The sequence below is a fragment of the Pseudomonas sp. EMN2 genome (genome assembly GCF_009650555.1).
Classification (GTDB): domain Bacteria; phylum Pseudomonadota; class Gammaproteobacteria; order Pseudomonadales; family Pseudomonadaceae; genus Aquipseudomonas; species Aquipseudomonas sichuanensis.
On record NZ_VZZR01000012.1, the window covers coordinates 106,012 to 130,217 of the forward strand.

Consider the following 24,206-nt stretch of genomic DNA (forward strand, 5'->3'; position numbering starts at 1 on the left):
CGCAGAGTTAAGAGTGCAGATTCCAGCGTGGGAGCGGGCTTGCCCCGCGATAGGGCCTGCCGGCTGGACGAGGTTGACAGGTAGAGCCTATCGCGGGGCGAGCCCGCTCCCACAAGGCCCACCCTGGCAAGCACTAGATGATCCGCCCGTCGTCCCGCGCTCGCTCCAGCTTGATGGCAATGAACTTGGACGTCGGCGTATGGCTACCTTCGCCAATGCTCTCCAGCGGCACCAGCGGGTTCACCTCGGGGTAATAGGCCGCCGCCTGCCCGGCAGGAATGTCGAACGCCAACAGGGTGAAGCCCTGCACCCGGCGCACATGCTCATCCCCCCACAGCGACACGATGTCGACCTTCTGCCCCGGCTGGAAGCCCAGGCGGACGATGTCGGCTTCGTTGGCGAACAGTACGTCGCGCTGGCCGCGCACGCCGCGGTAGCGGTCGTCCATGCCATAGATGGTGGTGTTGTACTGATCGTGCGAGCGCATCGACTGCATGATCAGGTCCGGCCGCTGGCCGCTGGCGCGCACCCGCTCGTCGAGCAGGCTGTCGGGCAGCAGGTTGGCCTTGAAGTTGGCGCGGCCGGTGGCGGTTTTCCACTGGCGGCTGGCGGCGCTGTTGCCCAGGTAGAAACCGCCCGGCAGGCGCAGGCGCTCATTGAAGTCGGCAAAGCCCGGGATGGTGTCGGCGATCAGCGCGCGGATGCGATCGTAATCGGCCACCAGCCAGTGCCAGTCCACCGGCTGCTTGCCCAGGGTGGCAGCGGCGATGCCGGCGACCACGGCGGGCTCGGAGCGCATCTGCCTGGACAGCGGCTTGAGCTGGCCGTTGGAGGCATGGACCATGCTGAACGAGTCCTCCACCGTGACCGCCTGCGGGCCATCGCTTTGCAGGTCGATATCGGTGCGGCCCAGGCACGGCAGGATCAGCGCTTGCTTGCCATGGACCAGGTGGCTGCGGTTGAGCTTGGTGCTGATCTGCACGGTCAGCTCGCAATTGCGCAGGGCCTGGGCGGTGCGTTCGGTGTCCGGGGTGGCCTGGGCGAAGTTGCCGCCCAGCCCGATGAACACCTTGGCCCGGCCTTCGAGCATGGCGTGGATCGCCTCGACGGTGTTATGGCCGTTGTGGCGCGGCACGCTGAAGCCGAAGCGCTTTTCGATGGCGTCGAGCAGGAACACCGGTGGGAGTTCGTTGATGCCCATGGTGCGGTCACCCTGCACGTTGCTGTGGCCGCGTACCGGGCACAGGCCTGCGCCGGGTGCGCCGAGGTTGCCGCGCAGCAGCATCAGGTTGACGATTTCCTGGATGGTCGGCACCGAGTGACGGTGCTGGGTGATGCCCATGGCCCAGCACATGATCACCCGCTTGCCTTTGCAGTACATGCGCGCCGACAGTTCGATGTCGGCCAGGGCAAGGCCGGACTGCGCCTCGATCTGCTCCCAGGGCGTGGCATCCACCACCGCCAGGTACTCGTCCACGCCATGGCCGTGCTCGGCGATGAAGGCGTGGTCGAAGATCGCCGGTTCGCCCTTGGCCTGCGCCTCGCGCTCCCACTGCAGCAGGAACTTGGCCATGCCGCGCAGCAGTGCCATGTCGCCGCCCAGGGCCGGGCGGAAGAACGCAGTGTTGGTCGGGCGATCGCTGTTGGTCAGCATCTCCAGCGGGTTCTGCGGGTGCTGGAAGCGTTCCAGGCCACGCTCTTTGAGCGGGTTGATGCACACCACCTGGGCGCCGCGCTTCACCGCGTCACGCAACGGGTCGAGCATGCGCGGGTGGTTGGTGCCGGGGTTCTGGCCCCAGACGAAGATCGCGTCGGCGTGTTCGAAGTCGTCGTAGGTGACCGTGCCCTTGCCCACGCCAACGCTCTGGCTCAGGGCAACGCCGCTGGCCTCGTGGCACATGTTCGAGCAGTCGGGGAAATTGTTGGTGCCGTAGGCACGCACGAACAACTGGTAGAGGTACGCCGCCTCGTTGCTGGCCCGGCCGGAGGTATAGAACTCGGCCTGGTCGGGGCTGGCCAGGTTGTTCAGGTGGCGGGCGATCAAGGCGAAGGCCGCGTCCCATTCGATCGGCTGGTAGCGGTCGGTGACCGGGTCGTAGACCATCGGTTCGGTCAACCGGCCCTGGTATTCAAGCCAGTAGTCGCTTTGCTGGCGCAGCGCGCTGACGCTGTAGCGGGCGAAGAAAGCCGCATCGACACGGCGCTTGGTGGCTTCCCAGTTGACCGCCTTGGCGCCGTTCTCGCAGAACTTGACCATGCCGCTCTCGGGGGAGTCGCCCCAGGCGCAACCGGGGCAGTCGAAGCCGCCGTTCTGGTTGGTCTTGAGCAGGGCGCGCAGGTTCTTCAGGGCGTTGTCGCTGCCGACCCAGGCCTTGGCCACGCTGCGCAGCGCGCCCCAGCCACCGGCGGGGCCGGGGTAAGGCTTGTAGCGAGGGGAAGAGGCAGGGGCGTTGTCCGGGAGTTTTTCGTACGAGGTCACGGCTGTTACTACTCCGCCGCTGGGCTGAATACCCGCGGTGCGCTGTGTTTGGGCAGATGGATAAGGTTGAGGTTGTGCTTGCGTGCCCATTGCAGGGCAAGGCCCGTGGGCGCCGAGAGGCTGACCAGGGTCTGGATGCCGGCGCGCAGTACCTTCTGGATCAGTTCCAGGCTGCAACGGCTGGTGACGATGGCCAGGCCACCCGTGGTGTCGATGCGCTGGCGCAGCAGGGCGCCGATCAGCTTGTCCAGGGCGTTGTGCCGGCCGATGTCCTCGCGGCCCAGCAGCAGCTGGCCGTCGCGGTCCATGAACAGCGCGGCGTGCACCGCACCGCAGTGCTGGCCGAGGGGTTGGAAGGCATCGATGCGCTGGCGCAGGTCCTTGAGCCAATGGGCCGGGGGCAAGGGGGCCCCGGGCAGTGTCTTCAGTTCGGGCAGCGCCTGCTCCAGGGCTTCGACACCGCACAGGCCGCAGCCGCTGGTGCCGGCCATCTGCCGGCGCTGGTTCTTCAAGTCCCAGAAGGCGCGGCTGGAAATTTCCAGGTCGGCATACAAGGCCGAGCCGCTGCCGGAGAGTTTCACATCGTAGATTTCGTCAGTGCCGCTGACGATGCCGCTGCCGACGCTGAAACCGACCGCGAAGTCTTCAAGGTCGGTGGGGCTGACCAGCATCACTGCCTGGTTGAGGCCGTTGTAGACGATGGCCAGTGCCACTTCCTCGGCCAGCGGCGTGCTGTCACGCGCAGCATCGGTGAGCTCGAGGTAGTCGTAGGTGTTGCTGGCGGCGGGCAGATCGAAGGACGAGGGCGCCGCGCAGACCGGAGGTTTGCTGTTCATCGGGGCGAATACCGGCGGCAGTTTGATGCCACAAGCCTAGGCCGCCGGGCAGGTGGCGTCTAATCGCTAGCGTCTATGCCGTGATAGACCGCGTCGATTGGTCGCACGGGGGCGGGGGGAGGGATATTGGCCTAGACTCCTGCTTCCACGGATTCACCCTCAAAGGAGCGCCACATGAGCCTGTTCAGTTTCGTGAAGGAAGCCGGTGAGAAGTTGATCGACCTGCTGACCCCGGGCAATGCCAATGCCGAGGAGCAGTTGAAGAAACACGTCGAAAGCGTTGGCCTGGGCAACCCGAACATCTCGGCCACTGTAGAGGGAGACAAGGTCATCCTCAAGGGCGAGGTCAGCAGCCAGGAAGAGAAGGAGAAGATCATCCTGGCGGCCGGCAACATTGCCGGTGTGGCGTCGGTGGATGACCAGATCGTCGTCACCGGGCCGATTGCCCAGGCGGCGCGGTTCGTCACGGTCGAGAAAGGCGACACCCTCAGCGCCATTTCCAAGAAGGTGTATGGCGACCCCAACAAGTACAACAAGATCTTCGAGGCCAACAAGCCGATGCTCAAGCACCCGGACAAGATCTATCCGGGGCAGGTGCTGCGTATTCCGGATTGATCATCATCGCCTGATCCGGCCCTTTCGCGGGTAAACCCGCTCCCACAGGTAACTGCACTGCATCCTGTGGGAGCGGGTTTACCCGCGAAGAGGCCCTCACAGACCAACCAGTAACTCCCGGTAATCCTCGACCGCCGCAAACTCCTGGGTATCCCGAGGCTCGGCCCGACTATCCGGTTGGCGCACCGCCAGCAAGTGCCCCACCCCGAACCGCCGGGCACTGCGCAGAATCGCCAAAGTGTCATCGATGAACAGGCTGCGCGCCGGTTCAAAACCGATGTCCGCCTGCAACGCGTCCCAGAACTGCGGGCTTTCCTTCGGATACCCGTAGTCGTGCGAGCTGATCAACCGCTCGAAATACGGCGCCAGTTCCACCCGCTCCAGTTTCAGCGACAGCGAGTCGCGGTGCGCATTGGTGATCATCACCACCCGCTTGCCAGCCTTGCGGATGGCGGCGAGGAAGGTGTCGGCATCCGGCTTCAAGGCGATCAGCTCGGCGATCTCCCGCTTCAGCTCGCGGATCGGCAGGCGCAGCTCGCGGCTCCAGAAGTCCAGGCAGTACCAGTTCAGCGTCCCGGCATGCTGTTCGAACAGCGGCTGCAGCTCCATTTCGGCCATCGCCCGGCTCACCCCATGCAGCTCGGCGTAGCGCTGCGGCAGGTGCTGCAGCCAGAAGCGGTTGTCGTAGTGCAGGTCGAGCAGGGTGCCGTCCATGTCCAGCAGGACAGTATCGATGGCAGACCAGGGAAGAACGGGCATGGGAAACTCTCGATCAGGTGACAAGCCACGGTATAGTAACCCGTTCACGCCAAGGAGCCGCCCCATGCGCCAGAAACCCACCGTCCTCAGCCGCGAGATCGTCGCCAGCAGCCGCCTGTTCCGCGTCGAAGCCGTGCAGTTGCGCTTTTCCAACGGCACCGAGCGCACCTATGAGCGACTGGTCGGCCGGGGCAATGGTTATGGCGCGGTGATGATCGTGGCCATGCTCGATGCCGAGCACGCCGTGCTGGTCGAGGAATATTGCGGCGGCACCGATGAATACGAACTGTCCCTGCCCAAAGGCCTGATCGAGCCGGGCGAGGACGTGCTGGCCGCCGCTGACCGCGAGCTCAAGGAAGAGGCCGGTTTCGGCGCCCGCCAGCTGGAGCACCTGACCGAGCTGTCGTTGTCGCCCGGCTACATGAGCCAGAAGATCCAGGTGGTGCTGGCCAGCGACCTGTACGAGGAGCGGCTGGAGGGTGATGAGCCGGAGCCGATGCGCGTCGACAAGGTCAACCTGCGCGAGCTGTCGGCGCTGGCCATGCACCCGCAGTTCAGCGAAGGCCGGGCCCTGGCGGCGCTGTACCTGGCGCGTGACCTGCTGATCCAGCGTGGGGTGCTGAGCGTATGAACGATCTGCAACTGATGCAGCAAGTGGTCAAGCTCGCCCAGTCGGCCGGCGAGGCCATCCTGCCGTTCTGGCGCGCAGGCGTGGCCGTCGACACCAAGGCCGACGACTCGCCGGTGACCGCTGCCGACCTGGCTGCGCACCGGGTCATTGCCGATGGCCTGCAGGCGCTGGCGCCGCAGATCCCGGTCTTGTCCGAGGAAGACTGCGATATCCCGCTGCAAACCCGCGCCGCCTGGCAGCGCTGGTGGTTGGTCGACCCGCTGGACGGTACCAAGGAATTCATCGCCGGCAGTGAAGAGTTCACTGTCAACATTGCGCTGATCGAGAATGGCGAGGTGGTGTTTGGTGTGGTGGCGATGCCGACCAATGGCCGTTGTTTCTTCGGTGGTCGCGAGCTGGGGGCCTGGCGTGCCGAGCGCGATGCCGAGGCGCAAGCGATCCAGGTGCGCAACACACCGCCACAGGATGGCCGCTTCACCGTGGTCGCCAGCCGCCGGCATTCCAGCCCCGAGCAGGAAGCGCTGCTGGCTGGCCTGAGCAGCGCTGTTGGTGAGCTGGAACTGGCCAATATCGGCAGCTCGTTGAAGTTCTGCCTGCTCGCCGAAGGCGCTGCCGACTGCTATCCGCGCCTGGCGCCGACCTCGCAGTGGGACACCGCTGCCGCGCAGGGCGTGCTGGAGGGGGCTGGTGGCGAGGTGATCGGGCTGGATGGCCAGGCGTTTCGTTATCCGCCACGGGAATCGTTGCTCAATCCGTTTTTCCTGGCGTTGCCCAAGGCTGCCGGGTGGCGGCAGGCATTGGTCGAGCTGGCAGGCTCGATCAATAGCTGAGGTCCTATCATGGGCACAGATTCTCTGATTTAGCAGGGCCCTGTGGGAGCGGCTTTAGCCGCGAACACCGGCAACGCCGGTGCCATCCACCGCATCGCCTGTTTCGCGGCTAAAGCCGCTCCCACAGGGGCGCGATGCGACTGAACAATGGTTCCTCTGCGCAGCCTCCTGCTGGGAATATCAACGGTGCAGCACGTACTGCCCACTGAACCTCACCGCAGGCTCGTCACTGCCTTCGTTGCTCACCACCGTCTCCAGCGTCAACCGCGCCCGCCCGCGGCGCTGGTACATGGTCAGGAACCGCTCCCAGGCTTTCTCGTCCGGCGCTGGGCAACGCGCCACGGCAGTACCGGTCACCGGCAGTGGATAACTGATCTGCCCCTCCTGGATGACGATGTGCCCGTCATCGATGCCCAGCTCACGCAAGCGCAGGTGCAGCCAGCCCCAACCCACCAGCACCGCGCCGCAATACAGGCTGCCGCCGAACATGGTGCTCTTGTGGTTGACGTTGGGGGCCAGCGGCAGCTGCAGGCGCAGGCAGTGGTCGCGCCAGTCGATGACGGCCATGCCCATTTCGCGGGTCAGGGGAATGTCGCTGTGCAGTACGGCTTGCAGGTACTGGCTGTCGGTGCTCATTGACGGTTGTCCTCATGGTCGTCGTGCCCGCCGCTGGCGCCATCGAAGCTCATGCCATGCTTGCGCAGCTTGTCGTGCAGGGTCTTGCGCGGGATGCCGAGGGCTTCGGCCAGGCTGCGCATGGAGCTGTGTGGCTGGGCCAGTTCGGCGGCAATCAGCGAGCGTTCGAACTGCTCGACCTGTTCGCTGAGGTTGCCGCTCGGCACGGGCAGGTGAACGTCGTTGGGGGTGGCTGGCGGCTGCCCGTCGAGGGCCAGTTCAAGGCCCAGGGCGAAGCGTTCGGCGGCGTTCTGCAGTTCGCGCACGTTGCCCGGCCATTCGTGGCGCAGCAGCATGGCGCGCTGGGCCGGTTGCAGGCTGTGGGGCGCCAGGCCGTGGCGCTCGCTGGCGGCATCGGCGAAATGCTGGAACAGCACCAGGATGTCATCGCCACGCTCGCGCAGGGCCGGGATGCGCAGCGGCGCGACGTTCAAGCGGTAATACAGGTCGGCGCGGAAGCGGCCCTGGTCGGCGGCCTGGCGCAGGTCTTCCTTGGTCGCGGCGATGATGCGGATGTCCAGCGGGATCAACTGGTTGCCGCCCAGGCGCTCGACCACCCGCTCCTGCAACAGGCGCAGCAGCTTGACCTGCACATCCAGGCTCATGCTCTCGATCTCGTCGAGGAACAGCGTGCCGCCGTTGGCGAATTCGAACTTGCCGATGCGGCGCTTCTGCGCGCCGGTGAACGCCCCTGGCTCGTGGCCGAACAGCTCGCTCTCGACCACCGACTCGGCCAGGGCGCCGGCGTTGATCGCCACGAACGGCCCATCGCGGCGGCTCGACAGATCGTGCAGCGCACGCGCCACCACCTCCTTGCCTGCGCCGGTCTCACCAAGGATGAGCACGTCGGCGCGGGTGCCGGCGAGGGCGCCGATCTGCTCGCGCAGGCGTAGCATGGCCGGCGACAGTCCGACCAGGCGCGTGGCCAGTTGCTGGCGGTCGCTCAGTGCCAGGCGCAGGCTGCGGTTGTCCAGCACCAGCCGGCGCAGGGCCAGGGCACGGCGCACGCTGTCGAGCAGCGCGTCAGTGGCAAAGGGCTTTTCCAGGAAGTCATAGGCCCCGGCACGCATCGCCTGCACCGCCAGCGGCACATCGCCGTGGCCGGTGATCAGCAGCACCGGCAGCTCGCTGTCGCGGGCGTGCAGTTGCTCCAGCAGCTGCAGGCCATCGATGCCGGGCATGCGGATGTCGCTGACCACCACGCCCGGCCAGTCGGCCTCGATGCGTGCGGCCAGGCCCTGGGCATCGGCCAGCGCCACGACCTTGAGCCCGGCCAGGTCGAGGGTCTGGCTCAGCGCCTGGCGCAGGTGCGGGTCGTCATCGACCAGGATCACCTGGGCGTGGCTGTCGATCAGTGTCTCGGTGGTCATGCCGAGGTGTCCTCCGAAGATTGCAGGTTGGCGCCGGGCTTGGCCACGCGCAGTTGCAGGGTCAGCAGGGCGCCGCCTTCCGGGTGGTTGGCCAGCAGCAGTTCACCGCCCAGGGCGCGCATCAGGCTTTCGCAGATGGCCAGCCCCAGGCCCAGGCCCTGGGTGCGGGTCTTGGTGGTGAAGAACGGCTCTTTGGCATGCTCCAGGGCTTGGCGGCTGAAGCCTGGGCCGTTGTCGCGAATGTACAGGTAGACGCAATCGTCCTGGCGCTCGGCACTTAGCCACAGCTTGCGTGGGTTGGCCTTTTCGGTGAGCGCGTCCAGGGCATTGGCCAGCAGGTTGCCGAGCACCTGGCGCAGGCGGGTTTCGCCGGCCTGCACCCACAGGGTGGCCTCCGGCAGGTCACGCACCAGCTCCACGGCCATGGCCCGGCGGCGCTTGGCCAGCAGCGCCAGGGCGTCGTCCAGCGCCGGCTGCAGGGCCACGCTTTCCGGAGCGTGACGGTCGCGGCGGGCGAAGGCGCGCAGGTGGGCGATGATCGAGGCCATGCGTCCGGTCAGTTCGCCGATCAGCTTGAGGTTGCCGCGCACGTCCTCGGAACGCTGGTGGTCGAGCAGGATCTCGGCGTTTTCGGCGTAGCTGCGAATTGCTGCCAGCGGCTGATTGAGCTCGTGGCTGATGCTCGCCGACATGGTGCCGAGCACCGACAGCTTGCCGGCCTGGACCAGCTCGTCCTGGGCGCGCACAAGCTCCTGCTGGGCGTTCTCGCGCTCCAGCACGGCGCTTTTGAGCCGGGTGTTGAGGCCTTCAAGGTCGGCGGTGCGCTCCACCACGCGGTTTTCCAGCTCATGGCGGGCGCGGGCTTCGAAGTCGATGCGGTCGATGTAATGGCGGCGGCGCTGCATCACCAGGCCGGCCAGCAGCATGGTCACCAGCAGCGCACCGGCGCCGATGGCCATGACCGTCTGCACCGAGCGGTCGACCAGGGTGCGCGGCGCGAGGATGCTGACCTGCCAACCGGTTTCCTTGATGTCGCGGGTCTGCGTGAGCCAGGCGTCGTGGTTCAGGCTCAACGGCTGCGGCGCCTGGGTCGGGTACGGCTGGATGGCAATGATCGCCTGGCGCTCGGCCTCGGTCAGCTCACGGGTGGCGCGAAAGCGCCAGTCCGGGCGCGAGGTGAGCACCACCACGCCGTTCTGGTCGGTCAAAAGCAGCTGTTCGGGGGTGCGGCCCCAGAGGGTTTCGGTGTGGTCGAGGTCGACTTTTACCACCAGCACGCCGATCACCCGCTCACGGTCGTGCACGGCGGCGGCGAAGAAGTAGCCGCGCTTGGCCGATGTCGTGCCCTGGCCGAAGAAGCGCCCCAGGTGGCCGTCCATGGCTTCGATGAAGTACGGTCGGAACGAGAAGTTGCGGCCGACGAAGCTGTCCTGCTTGTCCCAGTTGGAGGCGGCCAGGGTGTTGCCGCTGACATCCATCAGGTACATCACTTCGGCACCGGTCTGCTGGGTGATGTGCTTGAGCAGGCGGTTGGCGTTGGTCACCGCCTCGAGCTTGAACGGGTCGGCCAGCACACCGCGCAGGGCCGGCAGTTCGCCGAGGATCTGCGGCAGGGTCTCGTAGCGGTGCAGGGTACCGAGCAGGTTGGCGACGTAGAGGTCGAGGGTCTGGCGGTTCTGCGAGGCCAGTTCTTCCTGGTAGTAGCGCTCGGCCAGATGATGCAGGGGCCACAGCAGTGGGGTCAGGCACAGCGCCAGCAGGGCAAGGCTGCGCCAGCGGGGACGGCGAGGCGGCGTGGGTTTGGGAATCATCGGTAAAGGGCGCCAGAAGAGTCTGGCGCAATTATGCGCTAGTTCAGGCAGTCGATCAGCGCCTGATGCCAGTGCGGCTGCGCGACTTGCCATTGGCGCGCCAGACGCGAGCAGTCCAGGCGCGAGTTGAGCGGCCTTTGCGCGGGCGTGGGGTACTCGCTTGATGCGATCGGCAGCAGCTCGGCGCAAGGCAGGCCTTGTGCCTTGAGCTGCTGCGCGATGGCCTGGGCAAAGCCGAACCACGACGTTTCGCCCTGTGCGGTCAGGTGGTAGGTGCCCCAGGCGCCGGCCTGGCCCTGCTGCCAGCGTTCGATCAAGGCGCGGGTACTGGCGGCAATGGTGCCGGCCCAGGTGGGGGCGCCGATCTGGTCGTTCACTACCTTCAATTGCGGGCGCTCCTGCAGCAGGCGCTGCATGGTCAGCAGGAAGTTGCGTCCATGCCGCGAGTAGACCCAGCTGGTGCGCAGGATCAGGTGCTCGCCGCCGACTGCCGTGATGGCCTGTTCGCCGGCCAGCTTGCTGCGTCCATAGACGCCCAGCGGGTTAGGTGTGTCGTCCTCGTCATAGGGCAGTGCCTTGCTGCCATCGAAGACATAGTCGGTGGAGTAGTGGATCAGCGGCACGCCTAGGCGCGCGGCCTCTTCGGCGAGCACCCGAGGGGCTTCGGCGTTGATGGCGAAGGCCAGTTGCGGCTCGCTTTCGGCCTGGTCCACTGCGGTGTAGGCCGCGGCGTTGATGATCAGGTCGGGCTTCAGTTCACGCAGCGGCGCGCGCAACTGCTGCGGGTGGGCAAGGTCGAGCTGCCCGCGGCCCAGCAGATGGACTTCGCCCAAGCTGGCCAGTGCGCCTTGCAGTGCCTGGGCCACCTGGCCATTGTGGCCGCAGACGAGCACCTTCATGGCAGCAGGCTCCCTGCCTTGCTCAGTTCGCTGAAGCGTTTACCCAGTTTGTCCTTGTCGGAAAGCTTTGGCGCTGCACCCTGCAACTGCCAGTCGATGTTCAGGTCGGGGTCATCCCAGCGGATGCAATGCTCGGCACCGGGATTGTAGTAATCGGTGGTCTTGTACAGGAACTCGGCCGATTCGCTCAGCACCACGAAGCCATGGGCAAAGCCGGGCGGGATCCACAACTGGCGACGGTTTTCGGCGGACAGGCGCACCGCAACCCACTGGCCACAGGTGCTGGAGCTACTGCGCACGTCCACCGCCACGTCCAGCACTTCGCCCTGGACCACCCGCACCAGCTTGCCCTGGGTGTTCTGCACCTGGTAGTGCAGGCCGCGCAACACGTTGTGCGCCGAGCGCGAGTGGTTGTCCTGGACGAAGCCGCCCTTGTACCCGGTCAGTTCGGCGAACACCCGGGCGTTGAAGCTTTCGAGGAAAAAACCCCGGTCGTCACCGAACACCTTGGGCTCGATGATCAGGACGTCGGGTATGTCGGTAGCAATGATGTTCATGCAGATTCTTTGGCCAGTTTGCCCAGGTATTGACCGTATCCGGTCTTTTTCAGTTTTTCGGCCTTGGCCAGCAAGTCTTCACGGCTGATCCAGCCCTGGTTGAAGGCGATCTCTTCCAGGCAGGCCACTTTCAGCCCTTGGCGGTTCTCGATGGTCTGCACGTACTGCGAGGCGTCCAGCAGGCTTTCGTGGGTGCCGGTATCGAGCCAGGCAAAGCCGCGGCCGAAACGCTCCACGCGCAGGTCGCCGCGCTTGAGGTAGGCGTTGGTGATGTCGGTGATCTCCAGCTCGCCGCGTGCCGACGGGCGTACATCCTTGGCGATGCGCACCACATCGTTGTCGTAGAAATACAGGCCAGTCACGGCATAGCTGGACTTGGGCTGCAGTGGCTTTTCCTCGATCGACAGGGCATTGCCCTGCTCATCGAACTCGACCACACCGAAGCGCTCGGGGTCCTTGACCCAATAGCCGAACACGGTGGCCCCCGACTCATGTTTCACGGCGCGTTGCAACTGTTCGGTGAAGCTCTGCCCGTGGAAGATGTTGTCGCCCAGGATCAGGCACACCGAGTCGTCGCCAATGAACTGCTCGCCGATCAGGAAGGCCTGGGCCAGCCCGTCCGGCGAGGGCTGTTCGGCGTAGCTGATGTTGAGGCCGAACTGGTGGCCGTCGCCGAACAGGTTCTTGTACTGCGGCAGGTCCTGGGGGGTGGAAATCAGCAGGATGTCGCGGATCCCGGCGAGCATCAGCACCGAAACCGGGTAGTAGATCATCGGTTTGTCGTAGATCGGCAGCAGCTGCTTGGAGACACCGAGGGTGATGGGGTGCAGACGGGTGCCGGAGCCACCGGCCAGAACGATACCTTTGGTCATGCGATCAAGTCCTTGATGTTGGAGTTGCCCAGGCGTTCACCTTGATAGCTGCCGTCTTGCACGCGGCGGCACCATTCAAGGTTGTTCAGGTACCACTGCACGGTCTTGCGCAGACCGCTTGCGAAGGTTTCTTCGGGGACCCAGCCCAGCTCGCGTTCGATCTTGCTGGCGTCGATGGCATAGCGCAGGTCGTGGCCGGGGCGGTCCTGCACGTAGGTGATCAGGTCCTTGTAATGCGCTATGCCGGCCGGGCGTTGTTCGGCGGCCAGCTCTTCAAGCAGCTTGCACAGCTCGAGCACCACGTCGATGTTCTTCTGCTCGTTGTGCCCGCCGATGTTGTAGGTCTCGCCGACCTGGCCCTCGGTCACCACCTTGAGCAGCGCCCGGGCGTGGTCCTCGACGTACAGCCAGTCGCGCACCTGCTGGCCGTTGCCATACACCGGCAGCGGTTTGCCGGCCAGGGCGTTGAGGATCATCAGCGGGATCAGTTTTTCCGGGAAGTGGTAGGGCCCGTAGTTGTTCGAGCAATTGGTCACCAGCACCGGTAGCCCGTAGGTGCGCTGCCAGGCGCGGACCAGGTGGTCGGACGCCGCCTTGCTGGCCGAATAGGGCGAGCTGGGCGCGTAGGGCGTGGTTTCGGTGAACAGGTCGTTGACGCCATGCAGGTCGCCATACACCTCGTCGGTGGAGATATGGTGGAAGCGGAAGGCCTGACGCTGCGCCGCCGGCAGCCGGGACCACCAGGCGCGGGTAGCTTCTAGCAGGGCATAGGTGCCGACGATGTTGGTCTGGATGAAGGCCGCGGGGCCATCGATGGATCGGTCTACGTGGGACTCGGCCGCCAGGTGCATGATCGCCTCGGGCTGGAAGCGTTCCAGGACCTCGGCGACCGTTGCCTGGTCGGCGATGTCGGCCTGGACGAACTCGTAGCGGCTGTTGCTGGCGATGGGCTGCAGCGATTCCAGATTGCCCGCGTAGGTCAGCTTGTCGAGGTTGAGCACCTCATGCTCGGTGTTGCCGATCAGGTGGCGGATCAGGGCAGAGCCGATGAAGCCGGCACCGCCGGTGACGAGAATGCGCATGTGCAATGGCCTTTGCTGAGGGCTTTGGCGAAAAGCCTAGCTGGTTTGTTTGTGGCCGCTCGTCGTAAATCGTGCTGGCGCACGATGTCCGTCGCCTGATGCGAGCTGCCTCTTGAATAACGGCAACAGTAGTGGCGATATAAGCGGCAAAAAAACCGAGGTCCCCCGCATGCCCCTGAGCACCCTGATCCAGCGTTCGAGCCAGCCCAGCCCTTCACTCGGTGAAGCCCAGGCCCATGCCCTGCTGCGTTCGCATTATGACCTGCGGGGCGAGTTGCAGGTACTGGGTAGCCAGCAGGATGTGAATTTCCTCCTCGACAGCGTCCAGGGGCGCTATGTGCTCAAGGCCTGCCACGGCAGCTATGCCGAAGTCGAATTGCAGGCCCAGCACGCCGCCCTGGCGTACTTGCGCGAACGTGGCGTGCCGGTGCCGCAGGTGCAGCCGTCGCTTGCCGGTGAGGCGCTGCTGGCGCTTGAGGTCGATAGCCAACCCCTGCGGGTGCGGCTGCTCAGTTATATCGAAGGCCAGCCGCTGACCCGCCTCAAGCACCTGCCGGTGTCGGTGGTGGCTGAGCTGGGCAGGCTGTGCGCGCAGGTGGACCAGGCGCTGGCAGGTTTCGAGCACCCGGGCCTGGACCGCACCTTGCAGTGGGACCCGCGGCATGCCCAGGCACTGGTCGAGCACCTGCTGCCGGTGCTCACTGATCCGGCACGCCGTCAGCAGGTTGCGCAACTGGCCCGCCAGGCCGCAGACAGGCTGGCGCCGCTGGTCGGGCAACTGCCGACCCAGGCCGTGCATCTGGACATCACCGACGACAACGTGGTCTGGGCGCGCGACGGGCAACGGGAGTGGCAAGTGCAGGGGGTGATCGATTTCGGTGACCTGCTGCGCAGCTGGCGCATTGCCGACCTGTCGGTGACCTGTTCAGCACTGCTGCATCACGCCGAAGGCGACCCGCTGCGCATCTTGCCGGCGGTAGCCGCCTACCAGGCTGCCAACCCGCTGGAAACGGCCGAATTACAGGCACTCTGGCCGCTGGTGCAGCTGCGTGCCGCCGTACTGGTGCTCAGCAGTGAGCAGCAGTTGGCGATCGACCCGCTCAATCAGTACACCCGCGACAACATTGCCCACGAGTGGGAGATCTTCGACACCGCCTGCGCGGTGCCCGCCGCGCTGATGGAAGCGGCCATCCTGCAGGCGGCCGGCAAGCAGCCCGCTACCGCCGACTTCAGCGGTTGCCTGCCGTTATTGCCAGCGCTTGCTGGGCAGGTGGTGAGCCGAGTCGACCTCAGTGTGCTCAGCCCGCATTGCGAGGCCGGCAACTGGGAGCAGCCGGGCTTCGACCAGCGCCTGCTGGCCACCCAGCCTGCGCCGGCCTGCAGCCTGCACGGCCAGTACCGACTCTCGCAAACCCACATCGACCGCCCTGAAGAGCCCGCCACCTGTGCCCTGGGCGTAGAGCTGAAACTGCTGCCTGGCAGCCTGCTGCAGGCCCCGGCCGAAGGTGTCTGGCAGCGTGCCGGCGACAACCGTGGCTGCCTGCGCACGGCGCACTGGAACCTGTGGCTGAACGGCCTGGAAGAGGCCCCGGCCGACGGCCAGGTGCTTGCCAGGGGCCAGGCGCTTGGCGCCACCTGTGGCTTCCTCAGTGTGCAGCTGTGCCTCGATGGCCAGGCCGTGCCGCCGTTTTTCGCCACACCCAGTGCTGCCGCTGCCTGGCTGACCCTGTGCCCTTCGCCTTCGGCGCTGCTGGGCTTTGATTGCGCTGCCGAACCCCTGGCCGACGCCCAGGCACTGCTGGCCCGCCGCGATGCCAGCTTCGCCCGCTCGCAGAAGCACTATTACGAGCAGCCGCCGCATATCGAACGCGGCTGGCGCAACTACCTGATCGACATGCAGGGCCGTTCGTACCTGGACATGCTCAACAACGTCGCGGTGCTCGGCCATGGCCACCCGCGCATGGTCGCCGAGTCGGCGCGCCAATGGTCACTGCTCAACACCAACTCGCGCTTCCACTACGCGGCCATTGCCGAGTTCTCCGAGCGCTTGCTGGAAGTGGCGCCGGAAGGCTTCGACCGGGTGTTTCTGGTCAACAGCGGTACCGAGGCCAACGACCTGGCGATCCGCCTGGCCTGGGCCTACAGCGGCGGGCGCGACCTGCTCAGCGTACTGGAGGCCTACCACGGCTGGTCGGTGGCGACGGATGCGATCTCCACCTCCATCGCCGACAACCCCCAGGCCCTGGAAACCCGCCCGGACTGGGTGCACCCGGTGGAGGCGCCGAACACCTTCCGCGGCCGTTACCGCGGCGCCGATAGCGCGGCAGACTACCTGCGCGATGTCGACGCCAAGCTTGCCGACCTCGATGGCCGTGGCCGCCAGCTGGCGGGCATGATCTGCGAGCCGGTGTACGGCAACGCCGGCGGCATCTCGCTGCCCAAGGGCTACCTGCAAGCAGCCTACGCCAAGGTGCGCGAGCGGGGCGGGGTGTGCATCGCCGACGAGGTGCAGGTGGGTTACGGGCGCCTGGGCGAGTACTTCTGGGGCTTCGAGGAGCAGGGCGTGGTGCCGGACATCATCACCATGGCCAAGGGCATGGGCAACGGCCAGCCGCTGGGGGCGGTAATCACCCGCCGCGAGATCGCCGAGGCGCTGGAGGCCGAGGGTTACTTCTTCTCCTCGGCCGGCGGCAGCCCGGTCAGCTGCCGCATCGGCATGGCGGTGCTGGACGTGATGCGCGACGAAGGGCTGTGGGACAATGCCCGTGACGTGGGACGGCATTTCAAGGCGCGGTTGCAGGCGCTTGTCGATAAGTATCCGCTGGCGGGGGCCGCCCATGGTTCGGGCTTCTACCTCGGGCTGGAGCTGGTGCGCGACCGGCAGACGCTGGAGCCGGCCACGCAGGAGACCATGCGCCTGTGCAACCGCCTGCGCGAGCTGGGGATCTTCATGCAGCCGACCGGCGACTACCTGAACATCCTCAAGATCAAGCCGCCGATGTGCACCACGCGGGCGAGCGTGGACTACTTTGTCGACAGCGTGGAGCGGATTCTCAACGAAGGGCTCTGAAATCGATTGTTATCGGTTTGAAAGCGTTTTTTATACGAAAACGGTCTTCAGATTGGCTTTAAAAGCAGATATTTATCGGCTATAACTGTTCGCCATCAGCCGGTGGGACCGCTTTGCGGTCCTTTCGCGGCACAAGGCCGCTCCTACAGGGGACGCGATTCCCTGCAGGGGCGGCTTTGTGCTGTGAGAGGTGCGCGCAGCGGGCCCCGCCCTTTCCGCCAGTTGCCCAGAGGTTATCGATGAAAACCCTCAACACCACTCCCCGCGCCGACGGTTTCCACATGCCCGCCGAATGGGCCCCGCAAACCCAGGTGTGGATGGTCTGGCCGGAGCGTCCGGACAACTGGCGCCTGGGCGGCAAGCCGGCGCAGGCCGCGCACGTGACCCTGGCCAAGGCCATCGCTCGTTTCGAACCGGTCACCGTGGCGGCTTCCGCCGGTCAGTACGAGAACGCTCGGCGCCAGCTCGATGTGCCCAACATCCGCGTGGTCGAGATCAGCAACGACGACGCCTGGGTGCGTGACACCGGCCCGACCTTCGTGATCAACGACCAGGGTGAAGTGCGTGGCGTGGACTGGGGCTTCAACGCCTGGGGTGGCTTCGATGGCGGCCTGTACGCACCGTGGAACCGCGACGAGGAACTGGCGGCCAAGGTGATGGAAATGGAGCGCGTGCAGCGTTACCACACCGAAGGCTTCGTGCTTGAAGGCGGCTCGATCCATGTCGATGGCGAAGGCACCCTGATCACCACCGAAGAGTGCCTGCTCAACCGCAACCGCAACCCTCACCTGACCCGCGAGCAGATCGAAGACATCCTGCGCGAGCACCTGGCGGTGGAAACCATCGTCTGGCTGCCGGACGGCCTGTACAACGACGAAACCGACGGCCACGTCGACAACTTCTGCTGTTACGTCAGCCCAGGTGAAGTGTTACTGGCCTGGACCGATGATTCCAACGACCCCAACTACGCACGCTGCCATGCGGCCTACGATGTGCTGAAAAACAGCCGCGACGCCAAGGGCCGCGAGTTTGTGGTGCACAAGATGCCGATCCCTGGCCCGCTGTTCGCCACCGAAGCCGAATGCGCCGGTGTCGACCATGTGGCCGGCAGCCAGGAGCGTGACCCGTCGGTGCGCCTGGCCGGTTCCTACGTGAACTTCCTGATCGTCAACGGCGGCATCATTGCGCCGAGCTTCGACGACCCCGCCGATGCGCAGGCCAGAGCGATCCTGGCCAAGGTCTTCCCGGATCACGAAGTGGTAATGATCCCCGGCCGCGAGCTGCTGCTCGGTGGCGGCAACATCCACTGCCTGACCCAGCAGCAGCCGGCGCCGTTCAAGCGCTGATTCACGCTGAATGAAAAAGCCCGTCTCATGACGGGCTTTTTTGTTTGTGGCGACGTTCGGTGGCGGCGGGTGGCACAGCTCTTGTATTAGTTTTTCATTGTGTTTCAGAGAGATAGGCCCACGCCGTTCTGTAACAAACCTTACGTAAGTTAGCCGCTCACGGGCTTAGGGAGTGCGTGTTGAAATGAATGCAGCAAGTGAGTCGGCTATGCCCCCATCGGCAGTGAATCACCAAACGCTTGAAATACTGGCGCAGTGGTTGCGAGACCATGGATGCATCCGGGTCAGGAAGACCGACCCACGACGTCTGCTGAACGGGCGTTACCCGCAGGGCTTGATCAGCGATGCGGAGCTCGAAGCGCTGCTGGCTGTGTGGCACTGACCGGGTAGCAACCCGCCGCAACGAAAAACGCCACCGCAAAATGCGGTGGCGTTTTCGTTTGTGGCACAGGCCTGGCCGCCATTCAAACAGCTGCGCGATCCCTGTGGGAGCGGGTTCACCCGCGAACACGGGCATAGCCCGTGCCAGGCACCGAGGTGTCATCTTCGCGGGTAAACCCGCTCCCACAAGCATATTGATAGCCTCGAGCTCGGCGAGGTCTGGTGGGAGCTGGCTTGCCAGCGATGGCGTCAGAAGCTGTAGCTGCCGGTCACCACCAGGCTACGCGGATCGCCATACTGGATCTGCGCCGCGCTGGTAGCCGAATCGTAGTAGGTCTTGTCGGTGATGTTCTTCAGTGCAGCGCGCACGTCCCAGTCATGGGTGCGATAGCCGGCCAGGGCATCCCAACGGCCATAACCCGGCAGGATGATGGTGTTCTGGTTGTCGGCGTAGCGGTCACCCACCAGCGTCATGCCGGTTTCGGCATACCAGCCCAGCTCCGGCTTCCAGGTCACGAACAGGCTGGCGTTGCGCCGGGCCACGTCGTTGATGCGGTTGCCTTCCTGGCCATTGTTGTCCTCGACGATCTTCGCGTCCTGCAGGCCGATGCCGCCGCGTACATACCAGTTGCCGACCACATTGCCGGTGGCGGTCAGCTCGATGCCGCGCGAGCGCTGCAGGCCAGACATCAGGGTGATGTTCGGGTCGATCGGGTCGCGGGTGCGGCGGTTGTAAAGCTCCAGTTCGTAGAGCGCCAGGGTGGTGGTCAGGCGCTCGTCGAACCAGTCGCTCTTGACCCCGATTTCCTTCTGCCGGGTCAGCTCCGGGTCGGTCTCGTTGGTGTTGCCGGCCGCGCCAGGGGTGATGCCGATCAGGCCACCGCCGACGGGGGAGTAGGTCTTGCTCCAGGAGGCGTAGAAGGAGTGGTCGCGCCATGGCGTGTAGACCACGCCCAGGCGTGGGCTGAAGCTGTTGTCGTTCTGCTTCTCGGAGATATTGCGCAGCTTGTTGGTGGTCTCCACCTCGAACTGGTCGAAGCGCACGCCGGCAAGGATCTGCCACTGGTCGTTCAGGCGGATCTGGTCCTGCAGGTAGATGCCCCGGCTCTCGACCACGGTGTGGTTGTTGCTCGATACCGCCATGCGGCCGTTGTGCTGCAGGTTGCGGTTGGGGCTGTCCAGGTTCAGGGCCGGTACCGGGCGGGCGCCAGGGCCTGAGGTGGCGGCGTTGTACAGGGTCGGGTCGCGGCGCTGGCTGCCGAACTCCAGGCCCAGCAGCAGCTTGTGCTCCAGGCCCCAGGTGCTGACATCACCCTCGGCTTCGAGGTTGTTGAACAGGTTGCGGGTGTTCAGGTCCTGCTGCCAGCGCTGACGGGTGACCAGGTTGGTGCGCGGGGTGTAGGCGGTCTGGTAGGTGTTGTCGAACTCACTGTCGAGCTTGAACAGGCCCAGGGTATGGCGCAGTTGCCAGTTGTCACTGAGCTGGTAGTTCAGGCGCGAGCGCAGCGACTGGGCGCGGTCGTCGATGTAGTCGCGCTGGGTATCGCCATAGGTGGCGCTGCGGCTGACGTCCGCCGGGCGGCCGGTCAACGGGTTGCCGGGGATGCCGCGGTCCGGCGTGCGGTTGTAGCGGCTGTACTCGTACTGCACCAGCCAGTTCAGGTCGGGGTTCAACTGCCAGCTCATGGACGGGGCGAACAGTTGACGGTTGCCATCGACGCCGTGGCGGAAGCTGTTGCTGTCTTCATTGCCCATGTTCAGGCGCAGGCTGACGGTGTCGCTGGGGTCTGCGCTGAGGTCGGCGTAAAGGCTGCGCAGGTCCTGGCTGCCGCCCTGGGCTTCGATGGTCGAGCGGCGGCCATGTTCCGGCGCCTTGCTCACCCGGTTGACGATGCCGCCCTGGCTGCCGCGGCCATACAGCACCGCGGCCGGGCCCTTGAGCACTTCGACCCGCTCGATGTTGTGCAGGTCGCGCACGTACTGGCTGTCGTCGCGCACGCCGTCCAGGTAGAAGTCGTTGCTGGCCTCGAAGCCGCGGATGCGCACGCTGTCGAAACGCGTGTCGGCGCCGCTGCTGACGTTGGGAATGCCTTCCAGCGCTTCGCCCAAGGTGCTGCTGCCATAGTCCAGCACATTGCTGGTCTTCACCGTGTCGATGGCCTGGGGCACGTAGCGCACCGGGGTCGAGGTGCGGGTCGCGGTGCTCACTTCGCGTACCCGTGGGTTGTCCTCTTCGCGCTCGCTGTCGGCGGTGACAGCGGTTTCCGGCAAGGTGGTGGTGGCGGCACTGGCCAGGCCTGCGCTGAACAACAGCGAAAGGCCCAGGGTCAGGGGTGAAAGGCGGCAGGGGGCAGGCATTACAGGCATCCGTCTACGCAAGTGAGAAAATTGGCGCGAATGGTAATGCTTGCTATTTGCTGTTGCTTGCCTATTCGTAAGGACTTGTCTTTACGTTTGTATCACTTTGTAACTAGTCGTTTCTGGGTGCCTGGACCGCTACCGAATGCGGGCGTGCGGGTCGCCCATTTACATGACCGTTGTGCGAGTTCTCTCGAAAAAACCTGAAAGAGACAAATTTGCGCAGAAGCTGGGCATTAGTGCGTGGAAATGCACTGCTCCTGACCTTTTTTTTGGTTATATCGACCTGCATTTCACGATTTTTTGACATGTATAAGCAGGCGCAGCTAGGATTCGGCCTCTACGCCTGCTGGCCATGACTTGGCCATGCGGCTGCAAGGCCCGTTGCAGACCATCTGCGGGCCTTCCGGCCTGGATCCGCATAGCGTCGAACCTACGAAGGGGCGTTGGTTCCTGGCGTTCTCATGCAGAGCGTTTTTGATTAAGCAATAAGGAAAATAACATGTTGAAAACCAGGATCAGCCTGGTCGCCCTGGCGATGATCGCCGCGACCCAGGCACAGGCCAACGAGCAGGCCGAAAGCAAAGGTTTCATCGAGGACAGCCACGCCAACGTCCTTCTGCGCAACGCTTACATCAACCGTGACAAGAAGCACCGCACCGACGACCAGATCGAATGGGGCCAGGCTTTCATCGGTAACTTCTCTTCGGGCTTCACCCAGGGCACCGTGGGTGTAGGTGTCGACGCCTTCGGCCTGTACGCCGTGCGTCTGGACGGCGGCAAAGGCCACAACGGTGGTGGTGGCGTCGACTTCTTCAAGCCGCACAACACCAAGAACGCCGACGGCAACGCCAGCAGCCCCCACGACCTGGCCCGTGCCGGCGCAGCCGTGAAGTTCCGCATCTCCAACACCGTGCTCAAGTACGGTGACCAGATGCCGGCCCTGCCGGTGCTCAACTACGATGACGGCCGCCTGCTGCCAGAGAGCTTCACCGGTACCCTGATCACCTCCAAGGAGATCAAGGGCCTGGAACTGAACGCCGGCCGCTTCACCCAGGAAGCCCGCAAGAGCGCCGAAGGGCGTGACAGCGGTGGCCTGAAGTCGATCAACGTGTTGGGCGGTAGCTACAAGTTCACCGACAACTTCACCGCTGCGCTGTACACCGCAGACAACGAAGACGTCATGAAGAAGCACTACCTGGGCCTGAACTACGTCTTCCCGATCGCCAGCGACCAGTCCGTGACCCTGGACTTCAACGGCTACAAGACCAGCATCGACAAGGAGTTCGTGCGTTCGGCCGAGCTCAACGGTAACTCCAACACCATCTGGAGCCTGGCGGCCACCTACGCCTTCGGCCCGCACTCGATCACCCTGGCGCACCAGCGCAGCACCGGCAGCACCGGCTACAACTACAGCGGCTACCAGAGCGCGGGTGGTACCAGCGACGGTGGTTCGACCATCTACCTGGCCAACTCCTACTGGTCCGACTTCAACGCCGAAGACGAGCGTTCCTGGCAGCTGGGCTACGGCCTGGACTTCGGCGCCTTCGGCGTACCGGGCCTGACCTACAAGGTCGCCTACGTAGTGGGTGACAACATCAACACCCGCAACCTGAAGAATCCGGAAGGCTTCGGCGAAGGCAAGGAGCGCGAGATCTTCAACCAGCTGCGCTACGTCGTTCAGGACGGCCCGGCCAAGGACCTGTCGATCAAGCTGCGTAGCTCGTTCCTGCGTACCAACAACGCGGTCCAGCAGAACGGCTACAACGACGACGGCAACGAAGTTCGCGTATTCGTCGAGTACCCGATCAGCATCTTCTGATCCTGATCTGGCGTCACTCGCAGCCCCGGCCTATGCCGGGGCTGTTTCTTTGTGGCGGGCCAGGTTCGCCGCAGATACCCCCTCGGCTTCCCCCATCTGCGGCGCAAAGCTGTCACTGCGCGCCATCCGCCACATCCGTGCATAGAACGCGTTATCGATCGAGCCGCTGAGCAATTCACCCGGTTTAAGGAACGCGTGCAGCTGCGAAAACAGGCTGATCTCACTGGGGCTGATACGCCGTGCCAGGTGCTTGGGCTTGAGCTCGGACGGGTGATCCAGCCCTGCTGCGGCGAGCATTTCGGCCAGGGCGTGCAGGGTGTTGCGGTGAAAACTCGCAACCCGCTCGGCTTTTTCCGGCACCGCCAGCGCACGCTGGCGCAGCGGGTCCTGGGTGGCCACGCCGGTGGGGCACTTGTTGGTGTGGCAGCTTTGCGACTGGATGCAGCCGATGGCGAACATGAAGCCGCGTGCCGAGTTGACCCAGTCGGCGCCGATGGCCAGCACGCTGGCGATGTCGAACGCGCTGACGATCTTGCCGGCCGCGCCAATGCGCACGCGTTCGCGCAGGTTCAGGCCCACCAGGGTGTTGTGCACGAACATCAGGCCGTCACGCAGCGGCATGCCCATGTTGTCGGAGAACTCCCGGGGCGCCGCGCCGGTGCCGCCTTCCTTGCCATCGACGACGATGAAGTCCGGGGTGATGCCGGTGGCGAGCATGGCCTTGGCAATGCCCATGAATTCCCACGGGTGGCCCAGGCAGAACTTGAAACCTACCGGTTTGCCGCCTGACAGCTCGCGCAGCCTGGCGACGAACTGCAGCAGCTCCACCGGGTTGCGAAAGGCGCTGTGGGCGGCCGGCGAGATGCAGTCCTGGCCCTCGCGCACCCCGCGTGTGGCGGCGATCTCGGCGCTGACCTTGTGCCCCGGCAGGATGCCGCCATGGCCCGGCTTGGCACCTTGGCTGAGCTTGATCTCGATCATCTTCACCTGGCCCTCGCGAGCCTGTTCGGCGAAGCGCTCGGGGTCGAAGCGCCCGTCCTCGGTGCGGCAGCCGAAATAGCCGCTGCCGATTTCCCAGATCAGGTCGCCGCCGTGTTTGCGGTGATAAGGGCTGATGCTGCCCTCGCCGGTGTCATGGGCAAAGCGCCCCAGGCGCGCGCCTTTGTTCAGCGCGGCGATGGCATTGGCACTGAGCGCGCCGAAGCTCATGGCCGAGATATTGAAGATCGACGCCGAATACGGCTGGGTGCACTGCGGCCCGCCGATGCGAATGCGAAATGACGCAGGATCGGCCTGTGGCACGGGCAGCATCGAATGGCTGATGAACTCGAAGCCCGGCTTGTACACATCGTTGAGGGTACCGAAGGCCTTCTCGGCGCTCTCGTTCTTGGCCCGGGCATAGACCAGCGAACGTTGTGCGCGGGAGAACGGCAGCTTGTCGTCGTCGCCCTCGATCAGGTACTGGCGAATCTCTGGGCGGATGGTCTCGATCAGGTAGCGGATATTGCCCAGGATCGGGTAGTTGCGCCGCACCGCGTGGTGGCTCTGGCGCAAATCATTGAGGCCGACCAGGCTGAGCAGCGCCGTCAGCAGGGTGAATGGCCACAGCCAGCTGTGCTCAAGCAGGAAGGGGATGCTGGCAAGGGTGAAGACCAGGCACAGGGCCAGGCAGGCATAACGGCTGGGGAGCGAATCGTTCATGGGTCCATCGCAGGCGGGATCACGCTGCCTAGGATAGGCAAAGCCTGTGCGCGGAAAACCAGGGGTTTCGGTAAAAGACTCTTGCATGGGCGTGGGGTGTGGCGTTTTCGCC

At 64.9% G+C, this 24,206-nt stretch carries 19 protein-coding genes; 7 read left to right on the forward strand and 12 right to left on the reverse strand.

Annotation, left to right across the window (positions count from 1 at the left end):
- Positions 1 to 133 precede the first annotated feature (133 nt).
- Together F6X61_RS04865 and fdhD are read right to left on the reverse strand one after the other, a co-directional pair.
- On the reverse strand, positions 134 to 2,479 hold the full coding sequence (locus F6X61_RS04865) for an FdhF/YdeP family oxidoreductase (protein WP_153785636.1): 2,346 nt from the start codon (positions 2,477 to 2,479) through the stop codon (positions 134 to 136).
- Between the two features lie 8 nt (positions 2,480 to 2,487).
- Positions 2,488 to 3,315, reverse strand: coding sequence for a formate dehydrogenase accessory sulfurtransferase FdhD (gene fdhD, locus F6X61_RS04870; RefSeq protein ID WP_153785637.1), 828 nt, complete (start codon positions 3,313 to 3,315; stop codon positions 2,488 to 2,490).
- A gap of 174 nt (positions 3,316 to 3,489) precedes the next feature.
- Here fdhD and lysM point away from each other — a divergent pair, with 174 nt between their 5' ends.
- On the forward strand, positions 3,490 to 3,930 hold the full coding sequence (lysM, locus tag F6X61_RS04875) for a peptidoglycan-binding protein LysM (protein WP_153785638.1): 441 nt from the start codon (positions 3,490 to 3,492) through the stop codon (positions 3,928 to 3,930).
- Between the two features lie 96 nt (positions 3,931 to 4,026).
- Here lysM and yrfG read toward each other — a convergent pair whose 3' ends face one another.
- Entirely contained in the window at positions 4,027 to 4,689 is a 663-nt protein-coding gene (gene yrfG / locus F6X61_RS04880) for a GMP/IMP nucleotidase (protein ID WP_153785639.1), read from the reverse strand.
- Between the two features lie 64 nt (positions 4,690 to 4,753).
- Here yrfG and nudE point away from each other — a divergent pair, with 64 nt between their 5' ends.
- Both nudE and cysQ read left to right on the forward strand, forming a co-directional pair.
- Positions 4,754 to 5,320, forward strand: a complete 567-nt coding sequence (nudE, locus tag F6X61_RS04885; protein ID WP_153785640.1) for an ADP compounds hydrolase NudE — start codon at positions 4,754 to 4,756, stop codon at positions 5,318 to 5,320.
- A complete protein-coding gene (gene cysQ / locus F6X61_RS04890; protein ID WP_153785641.1) occupies positions 5,317 to 6,150 on the forward strand; it encodes a 3'(2'),5'-bisphosphate nucleotidase CysQ in 834 nt (277 codons plus the stop codon). Before nudE ends, cysQ begins: the two co-directional genes overlap by 4 nt.
- A 180-nt stretch (positions 6,151 to 6,330) precedes the next feature.
- On the opposite strand, the gene F6X61_RS04895 is transcribed toward cysQ, so the two are convergent.
- The 7 genes from F6X61_RS04895 to rfbB are packed head-to-tail and all read right to left on the reverse strand — an operon-like array spanning position 6,331 to position 13,416.
- Entirely contained in the window at positions 6,331 to 6,786 is a 456-nt protein-coding gene (locus tag F6X61_RS04895) for a YiiD C-terminal domain-containing protein (protein ID WP_153785642.1), read from the reverse strand.
- Positions 6,783 to 8,195, reverse strand: coding sequence for a sigma-54 dependent transcriptional regulator (locus F6X61_RS04900; protein WP_153785643.1), 1,413 nt, complete (start codon positions 8,193 to 8,195; stop codon positions 6,783 to 6,785). The genes F6X61_RS04895 and F6X61_RS04900 overlap by 4 nt, the downstream gene beginning before the upstream one ends.
- Entirely contained in the window at positions 8,192 to 10,006 is a 1,815-nt protein-coding gene (locus F6X61_RS04905; protein WP_125462229.1) for an ATP-binding protein, read from the reverse strand. Before F6X61_RS04905 ends, F6X61_RS04900 begins: the two co-directional genes overlap by 4 nt.
- Before the next feature lie 38 nt (positions 10,007 to 10,044).
- Positions 10,045 to 10,905: a dTDP-4-dehydrorhamnose reductase gene (rfbD, locus tag F6X61_RS04910; protein WP_153785644.1), complete on the reverse strand. Its 861-nt coding sequence runs from the start codon at positions 10,903 to 10,905 to the stop codon at positions 10,045 to 10,047.
- On the reverse strand, positions 10,902 to 11,462 hold the full coding sequence (gene rfbC / locus F6X61_RS04915) for a dTDP-4-dehydrorhamnose 3,5-epimerase (protein WP_153785645.1): 561 nt from the start codon (positions 11,460 to 11,462) through the stop codon (positions 10,902 to 10,904). Before rfbC ends, rfbD begins: the two co-directional genes overlap by 4 nt.
- The gene (gene rfbA, locus F6X61_RS04920) at positions 11,459 to 12,334 is read right to left on the reverse strand and encodes a glucose-1-phosphate thymidylyltransferase RfbA (RefSeq protein ID WP_153785646.1); all 876 of its coding nucleotides are present in this window, start codon (positions 12,332 to 12,334) and stop codon (positions 11,459 to 11,461) included. Before rfbA ends, rfbC begins: the two co-directional genes overlap by 4 nt.
- Complete coding sequence (rfbB, locus tag F6X61_RS04925) at positions 12,331 to 13,416, reverse strand: dTDP-glucose 4,6-dehydratase (RefSeq protein ID WP_153785647.1); 1,086 nt, start codon at positions 13,414 to 13,416, stop codon at positions 12,331 to 12,333. The genes rfbA and rfbB overlap by 4 nt, the downstream gene beginning before the upstream one ends.
- Positions 13,417 to 13,585: 169 nt before the next feature.
- On the opposite strand from rfbB, the gene F6X61_RS04930 reads away from it, so the two are divergent.
- From F6X61_RS04930 to F6X61_RS27200, 3 genes are all read left to right on the forward strand, one after another.
- A complete protein-coding gene (locus tag F6X61_RS04930; RefSeq protein ID WP_153785648.1) occupies positions 13,586 to 16,486 on the forward strand; it encodes an aminotransferase in 2,901 nt (966 codons plus the stop codon).
- Between the two features lie 239 nt (positions 16,487 to 16,725).
- Positions 16,726 to 17,832, forward strand: coding sequence for an agmatine deiminase (gene aguA / locus F6X61_RS04935; protein WP_153785649.1), 1,107 nt, complete (start codon positions 16,726 to 16,728; stop codon positions 17,830 to 17,832).
- A 184-nt stretch (positions 17,833 to 18,016) separates the two neighbouring features.
- Positions 18,017 to 18,214: a hypothetical protein gene (locus tag F6X61_RS27200; protein ID WP_110992219.1), complete on the forward strand. Its 198-nt coding sequence runs from the start codon at positions 18,017 to 18,019 to the stop codon at positions 18,212 to 18,214.
- Positions 18,215 to 18,462: 248 nt separating this feature from the next.
- Here the strand turns inward: F6X61_RS27200 and F6X61_RS04940 are convergent, their stop codons facing one another.
- The gene (locus F6X61_RS04940; protein WP_153785650.1) at positions 18,463 to 20,571 is read right to left on the reverse strand and encodes a TonB-dependent siderophore receptor; all 2,109 of its coding nucleotides are present in this window, start codon (positions 20,569 to 20,571) and stop codon (positions 18,463 to 18,465) included.
- A 502-nt stretch (positions 20,572 to 21,073) separates the two neighbouring features.
- On the opposite strand from F6X61_RS04940, the gene F6X61_RS04945 reads away from it, so the two are divergent.
- Entirely contained in the window at positions 21,074 to 22,393 is a 1,320-nt protein-coding gene (locus tag F6X61_RS04945) for an OprD family porin (RefSeq protein WP_153785651.1), read from the forward strand.
- Between the two features lie 30 nt (positions 22,394 to 22,423).
- Here F6X61_RS04945 and F6X61_RS04950 read toward each other — a convergent pair whose 3' ends face one another.
- Positions 22,424 to 24,094 carry an FMN-binding glutamate synthase family protein gene (locus F6X61_RS04950; protein WP_153785652.1) on the reverse strand — a complete coding sequence of 557 codons (1,671 nt, stop codon included), beginning with the start codon at positions 24,092 to 24,094 and terminating at the stop codon, positions 22,424 to 22,426.
- Positions 24,095 to 24,206 lie beyond the last annotated feature (112 nt).

Coding starts and splice junctions, on each gene's coding strand:
- F6X61_RS04950 (WP_153785652.1), bottom strand. CDS start 24,094: ATGAACGATTCGCTCCCCAGCCGTTATGCCTGCCTGGCCCTGTGCCTG.
- rfbB (WP_153785647.1), bottom strand. CDS start 13,416: ATGCGCATTCTCGTCACCGGCGGTGCCGGCTTCATCGGCTCTGCCCTG.
- F6X61_RS04895 (WP_153785642.1), bottom strand. CDS start 6,786: ATGAGCACCGACAGCCAGTACCTGCAAGCCGTACTGCACAGCGACATT.
- F6X61_RS04930 (WP_153785648.1), top strand. CDS start 13,586: ATGCCCCTGAGCACCCTGATCCAGCGTTCGAGCCAGCCCAGCCCTTCA.
- aguA (WP_153785649.1), top strand. CDS start 16,726: ATGAAAACCCTCAACACCACTCCCCGCGCCGACGGTTTCCACATGCCC.
- F6X61_RS27200 (WP_110992219.1), top strand. CDS start 18,017: ATGAATGCAGCAAGTGAGTCGGCTATGCCCCCATCGGCAGTGAATCAC.
- fdhD (WP_153785637.1), bottom strand. CDS start 3,315: ATGAACAGCAAACCTCCGGTCTGCGCGGCGCCCTCGTCCTTCGATCTG.
- lysM (WP_153785638.1), top strand. CDS start 3,490: ATGAGCCTGTTCAGTTTCGTGAAGGAAGCCGGTGAGAAGTTGATCGAC.
- rfbD (WP_153785644.1), bottom strand. CDS start 10,905: ATGAAGGTGCTCGTCTGCGGCCACAATGGCCAGGTGGCCCAGGCACTG.
- F6X61_RS04900 (WP_153785643.1), bottom strand. CDS start 8,195: ATGACCACCGAGACACTGATCGACAGCCACGCCCAGGTGATCCTGGTC.
- cysQ (WP_153785641.1), top strand. CDS start 5,317: ATGAACGATCTGCAACTGATGCAGCAAGTGGTCAAGCTCGCCCAGTCG.
- F6X61_RS04945 (WP_153785651.1), top strand. CDS start 21,074: ATGTTGAAAACCAGGATCAGCCTGGTCGCCCTGGCGATGATCGCCGCG.
- rfbA (WP_153785646.1), bottom strand. CDS start 12,334: ATGACCAAAGGTATCGTTCTGGCCGGTGGCTCCGGCACCCGTCTGCAC.
- rfbC (WP_153785645.1), bottom strand. CDS start 11,462: ATGAACATCATTGCTACCGACATACCCGACGTCCTGATCATCGAGCCC.
- F6X61_RS04940 (WP_153785650.1), bottom strand. CDS start 20,571: ATGCCTGCCCCCTGCCGCCTTTCACCCCTGACCCTGGGCCTTTCGCTG.
- F6X61_RS04905 (WP_125462229.1), bottom strand. CDS start 10,006: ATGATTCCCAAACCCACGCCGCCTCGCCGTCCCCGCTGGCGCAGCCTT.
- yrfG (WP_153785639.1), bottom strand. CDS start 4,689: ATGCCCGTTCTTCCCTGGTCTGCCATCGATACTGTCCTGCTGGACATG.
- nudE (WP_153785640.1), top strand. CDS start 4,754: ATGCGCCAGAAACCCACCGTCCTCAGCCGCGAGATCGTCGCCAGCAGC.